Consider the following 5,376-nt stretch of genomic DNA (forward strand, 5'->3'; position numbering starts at 1 on the left):
ATGTTGGTGCGGATCAGCGCCGTCAGCTGCGGCGGCAGCTCGCCGATATAGGTCGGCTGGATGCCGGAAGCATCGACCAGGCACGGCACTTCCGCCGCGCAGTCTAAAGGCAGCGAGGTGATGCAGCCATTGTTGCGGATATTGCCGTAGATGACCGACGGCTCGCCGGTCCACACCGAGTTCATGATCGAGGAGGCATATTCCTTTGACTGCTCGACCTCGATCCGGTCGGCCGAGCGGTAGGCCTCCGCCTGACCCTTCCAGCGTTCGATCTGCTCGATGCACCGCTTCGGATATTCGTCAAGCGGGATGCCGTATTTCTCGATCAGGTCGGGGCGACCTTCCTTGATGAAATAGGGCGTGTATTCGGCGAAATGCTCCGAGCTTTCGGTGACGAAATAGCCGAGCCGGGTCAGCATCTCGTAGCGCACCTTGTTGGGGCAGCGCGGGTTCCAGCCGGGCTTCGGCGCGCGGCCTTCGCGATAGGCGCGGACAAGGTCGGGATAGAGGTCGCGGTAGGAGCCGTCCGGCTGGCGATGCTCGAACTTGAGGTAAAACGCCATGTGGTTGATGCCAGCTGCGCGGTAGCGGATCTCCTCATAGGGAAGGTCGAGGTCGTGCGCCAGCTCCATCGCCGTGCCCTGCACCGAATGGCAGAGCCCAACCTGTTTGATCTGGGGGAATTTCGCGGCGATCGCCCAGGTGTTGATCGCCATTGGGTTGACGTATTGCAGCATGATCGCGTCGGGGCAGACGGCGAGCATGTCCTCGCAGATCCTCCACAGATGCGGCACCGTCCTCAGGCCCCGCATGATGCCGCCGACGCCCAGCGTGTCGGCGATCGTCTGGCGCAGGCCATATCTCTTGGGCACCTCGAAGTCGGTGACGGTGCAGGGCTCGTAACCGCCGATCTGGAAGGCGACGACGACGAAATCGGCACCGGACAGCGCCTTGCGTTGGTCGGAATAGGTCTCGGCCTTCGCCTTCACGCCGAGGGTCGCGATCAGCTTGTTGACGACGATGGCGCTCTCTTCCAGCCGCTGCGGGTTGATGTCCATCAAAGCGATCGTCGCGCCCGACAGCGCCGGGCGCTGCAGCACGTCGCCGACAATGTTCTTCATGAACACCGTCGAGCCGGCGCCGATGAAGGTGATCCTGGGATTTCTTGCCACTGTGAGCCTCCGGAATATGGTCACGCCACGTCGAAAGCGGCCCGGACGAGCCGTTCGGTGTAGGCGGTCTTGGGACTGGTGAGGACCTCGTCTACGGGCCCCTGTTCGACGATCTTGCCGTGCTGCATGACGATCACGCGGTGGCAGAGCGCCCGCACCACCTTGAGGTCGTGCGAGATGAAGAGATAGCTCAAGCCGCGCTCGTCCTGCAGCTTGCGCAGCAGGTCGATGATCTGCGCCTGGACGGAAAGATCGAGCGCCGATGTCGGCTCGTCGAGCAGGATGAATTCCGGCTCCAGTGCGATGGCCCGCGCGATCGCGATGCGCTGCCGCTGGCCGCCCGAAAATTCGTGCGGAAACCGCGACAGGATATCGCCGGGCATGCCGGCGCTGACCAGCGCCTCACGCACCCGCTCGATCCGCTCGCGCCGTGTGGCCCCGATCCTGTTCACGACCAGGCCTTCCTCGATGATCTGGCCGATCGTCATGCGCGGGTTGAGCGAGGAGAACGGATCCTGGAAGACGATCTGCATGCGCGAGCGCAGCGGCCGCATCTCGGCGCGCGTGAGATCCTGGATCGGCTGGCCGTCGAAACGGATCTCGCCGCGCCTGGCGTCGAGCAGCCGAAGCAGCGCCTGGCCGAAAGTGGTCTTGCCGGAACCGGATTCGCCGACCAGGCCCAGCGTCTCGTGACGGCAAAGTTTGAGGTCGAGATCGTCGACCGCAACCAACTCGCGCCAGTCCGGCTTCAGGAACGTACCGTGCCGCAGCGTGAAACAGACGCGCACGCCGTTCGCCTCGAGGATCGTGCTGGACTTTTCGGGCAGCGGCTTCGGCCGGCCGTGTGGTTCGGATGCGAGCAGCCGCTTTGTGTAGGGATGCTGCGGATCGGCGAAGAGCCGCTCGGTGACGTTATGCTCGCGCATTTCGCCATGCTGCATGACATAGACATAGTCGGAGAATTTGTGCACGACGGTAAGATCGTGCGTGATCAGAACCACCGCCATCCGCATTTCTTTCTGCAGATTGCGGATCAGGTTGAGGATCTGCGCCTGGACGGTGACGTCGAGCGCGGTGGTCGGCTCGTCGGCGATCAGCACATCGGGCTCGTTGGCCAAGGCCATGGCGATCATGACGCGCTGCCGCTGGCCACCGGAGAGCTGGTGCGGATACTGCTTGAGGCGTGCTTCGGGTTCGGGAATCTGGACATGCCGCAAAAGCTCGAGCGCTCGCGCCCAGGCCTCTTTGCGGCTCACCTTGCGGTGCACCCTGATCGCTTCGACGATCTGGCTGCCGACCGAATAGATCGGGTTGAGCGAGCTCATTGGCTCCTGGAAGATCATCGAGATGCGGTTGCCGCGCAGCTTGCGCCGGGCGCTCTCGGCGAATTTCTGGATGTTCTGTCCGAGATAGTCGCCGCTTGACCTCGGCGATACCGTTGCCCGCCGCGACAAGAGCCCCATGACGGTGCGCGCGGTCACCGATTTGCCGGAACCGGATTCGCCGACGATCGCGATCGTCTCGCCGCGATAGAGCTGGAACGAGACGTCCTTAACCGCCTCGACGATGCCGTGCTCGACCTTGAAGGCGACTTCGATGTTGCGGGCGTCGACGACCGGCTGGTCGTGGCGTCCGTCATGGTCGAGCCGGACGGCGGGTGCGAAGGATTGGGCGAGCGCGATCGTCGTCATTCCTGCCACCTCAATAGGGATCGACGGCATCGCGCAGGCCGTCGCCCAGCGCGTTGAAGGCAAAGACGGTGACCAGCACGAAGCCGACCGGCGACAGGATCCAGGGATAGGTGCCGATGACCGAATAGGTCGCGGTGTCCTGCAGCATCAGCCCCCAGGAGATCAGCGGTGGCTTCACCGCGAAGCCGAGGAAGCCGAGGAAGGATTCCAGAAGCACCACCGTTGGGATCGCCAGCGTCACGGCGACGATCACGTGGCTCATCACATTGGGAAAGATGTGCTGGATGATGATCCGCCGATCGGTGGCGCCCACCGCCATGGCCGCGCGCACATAGTCGATGCGCGCCAGCGCCAGCGTCTTGCCGCGTACCTCGCGCGACATCTGCGCCCAGCCAAGCGCCGACATGACGATGATGACGAAGGCGAGAAAGACATTGGTCGGCGCGGTGACCGGGATCAGCGTCGTCAGCGCCAGGTAAAGCGGCAGTTGCGGGAAGGCGAGCACCAGTTCGACGAAGCGCTGCATCCAGACATCGAACCGGCCGCCGAAATAGCCGGACACCATGCCGACACTGGTTCCGATCAGGGTGATGATGAAGACCACCGTCAGCGCGATCATCAGTGAGACGCGCGAACCAAGGATGGCGCGCGACAGCACATCACGGCCGAACTTGTCGGTGCCGAGGAAATGCACCGGCTGGCCGTCCATCGAGCCGAAGAAATGCCGGTTCGCCGGGATGAGGCCGAAGAGTTTGTAGGGCGCGCCCTCGACGAAGAAGCCGAGCAGTCGTGGATGATCGTAATCGGGGCCGACGATCGGCTGGAAGGTCACGGGGTCGAGGTCGGTCGATTCGGCCAGCGCGTAAATTCTTGGCCGCGCGCCGAAGTTGCCGTCCTTGTCGTGAAAGCTAGCCATCTGCGGCGGCGCGAAGGCGATATCGGTCGCTTTCGGGTCGAGAGGCGCGAGGAATTCCGCGAAAAGGGTCATGAGAAGCAGCAGCACGACCAGGCATAGCCCGGCCATGCCGGTCCAGGAGCGCTTCAGCCGGCGCCAGACAAGCGCGATGTAGCTCTCGTTGCCATGCGCGGCCGGAATCGCGGCTCCTTCGGTGGGTGGCGGGGGTGAGGGATCGCGGGCCAGCATCTAGTGTTCCCCGAACTGGCGCACGCGGGGGTCGAGCAGGACCAGCAGCATGTCGGCGATGATGTTGCCGACGATCAGCGTCGCCGACAGAACCATCATGAAGGTTGCGGTCACATAGACATCGCCCACCGCCATCGAGCCCACGATCGCCGGCCCGACGGTCGGCAGCGCGAAAATGATCGCCGTCTCGATCTCGCCGGTCAGCATGTAGGGCAGCACCACGCCTTGATACATGACCAATGGATGCAGCGCATTGGGCACGGCATGGCGCATCACCACGGCGCCGCCAGTCAGGCCCTTGGCTTTGGCCGTCTCGACATATTGCGCGTTGAGCGTGTCGAGCAGGTTGCCGCGCATGACGCGCATATTGTAGGCGAGCCCGCCGAAGGTCGCGATCGCCACCACCGGCCAGACATGCTTGACCAGGTCGAGGAATTTTGCCCACGACCATGGCGCGCCGCCATATCGCGGCGAGAAGAAGCTGCCGATCTCCGACACGTTGAACTGGAAGACCAGCAGGTAGACGATGATCAGCGCCATCAGGAAGCGCGGCACCGTCATGCCGAGGAAGGAGATGGCCGAGAGCGTCGAGTCGATCCAGGAATACTGGCGGGTCGCCGCCCAAATGCCGAAGCTTATGCCCAGCACCGAGGCGAGCAGGTGGCAGACCAGCGCCAGGAGCAGCGTGCGCGGCAGGCGCTCGCCGACCACGTCCGCCACCGGCCTGTTGTAGTAGAGGCTGTAGCCGAAATCGCCGCGCGTGACGATGCCGCCGATCCAGTTGAGATACTGAACGGGCAGCGGCTTATCGAGGCCGTGTTCTTTCCGGTAGGCCTGGGCCTGTGCATCCGCCTCGGCATAGGAGGCGCCGCCCTGGTTGATGAGCTGCGATTTGATGTAGTCGGCATAGTCGCCCGGCGGCGCCTGGATGATGGCGAAGGTGACCAGGCTCAAGATGGCGAGCACGGGAAGCGCCGACGCTATGCGCATGAGCAGGAATCGCAACATGGATGGTCGGCTTCCTTTGCTGGCCGGTCGCGCCTTGGGCGCACCGGAGATTTGGCTTTGTCCGGCCGCGCCAGCTGGCGCGACCGGAGTTCTCTTCGTCAGGGAGGTTAACTAGTTCATCGGCCCCTTGTCTCCGGGCTTGCCGGGAAGCTCGTCGGGGAAGAGCTCATATTTCGCCTGTTTGTCGGCTGCGACGAAGACGCGTTCGCGAATGATCGAATCCTCGGCCCAGTTGAACATGAAGATCGGCGTTCCCTGCGGGATGTTGGAGAAGCGCTTGTTGACGATCAGCGCGCCGGGATATTCGGTTAGCCCGACATTGTAGACGTGCTCGGTCGAGATCTTTTGGAACTTCTTCATC

At 63.4% G+C, this 5,376-nt stretch carries 4 protein-coding genes and 1 pseudogene; all 5 read right to left on the reverse strand.

The window, feature by feature from the left end; genetic code table 11:
* Nucleotides 1–1,172, reverse strand: a 1,172-nt coding sequence (locus EOA60_RS17070; RefSeq protein ID WP_164899362.1) for an alpha-glucosidase/alpha-galactosidase, incomplete at its 3' end; no start/stop codon positions are given.
* 20 nt (nt 1,173–1,192) lie between these two features.
* On the reverse strand, nt 1,193–2,863 hold the full coding sequence (locus EOA60_RS17075) for an ABC transporter ATP-binding protein (protein WP_128311646.1): 1,671 nt from the start codon (nt 2,861–2,863) through the stop codon (nt 1,193–1,195).
* 10 nt (nt 2,864–2,873) lie between these two features.
* Entirely contained in the window at nt 2,874–4,007 is a 1,134-nt protein-coding gene (locus EOA60_RS17080; protein ID WP_095823820.1) for an ABC transporter permease, read from the reverse strand.
* Nucleotides 4,008–5,015: an ABC transporter permease gene (locus tag EOA60_RS17085; protein ID WP_066998120.1), complete on the reverse strand. Its 1,008-nt coding sequence runs from the start codon at nt 5,013–5,015 to the stop codon at nt 4,008–4,010.
* A 111-nt stretch (nt 5,016–5,126) separates the two neighbouring features.
* Nucleotides 5,127–5,376: pseudogene (locus EOA60_RS17090) on the reverse strand (ABC transporter substrate-binding protein); the annotation flags it as partial.

The sequence above is a fragment of the Mesorhizobium sp. M1A.F.Ca.IN.020.06.1.1 genome (genome assembly GCF_004023265.1).
In the GTDB taxonomy this organism is placed as follows: Bacteria; Pseudomonadota; Alphaproteobacteria; order Rhizobiales; family Rhizobiaceae; genus Mesorhizobium.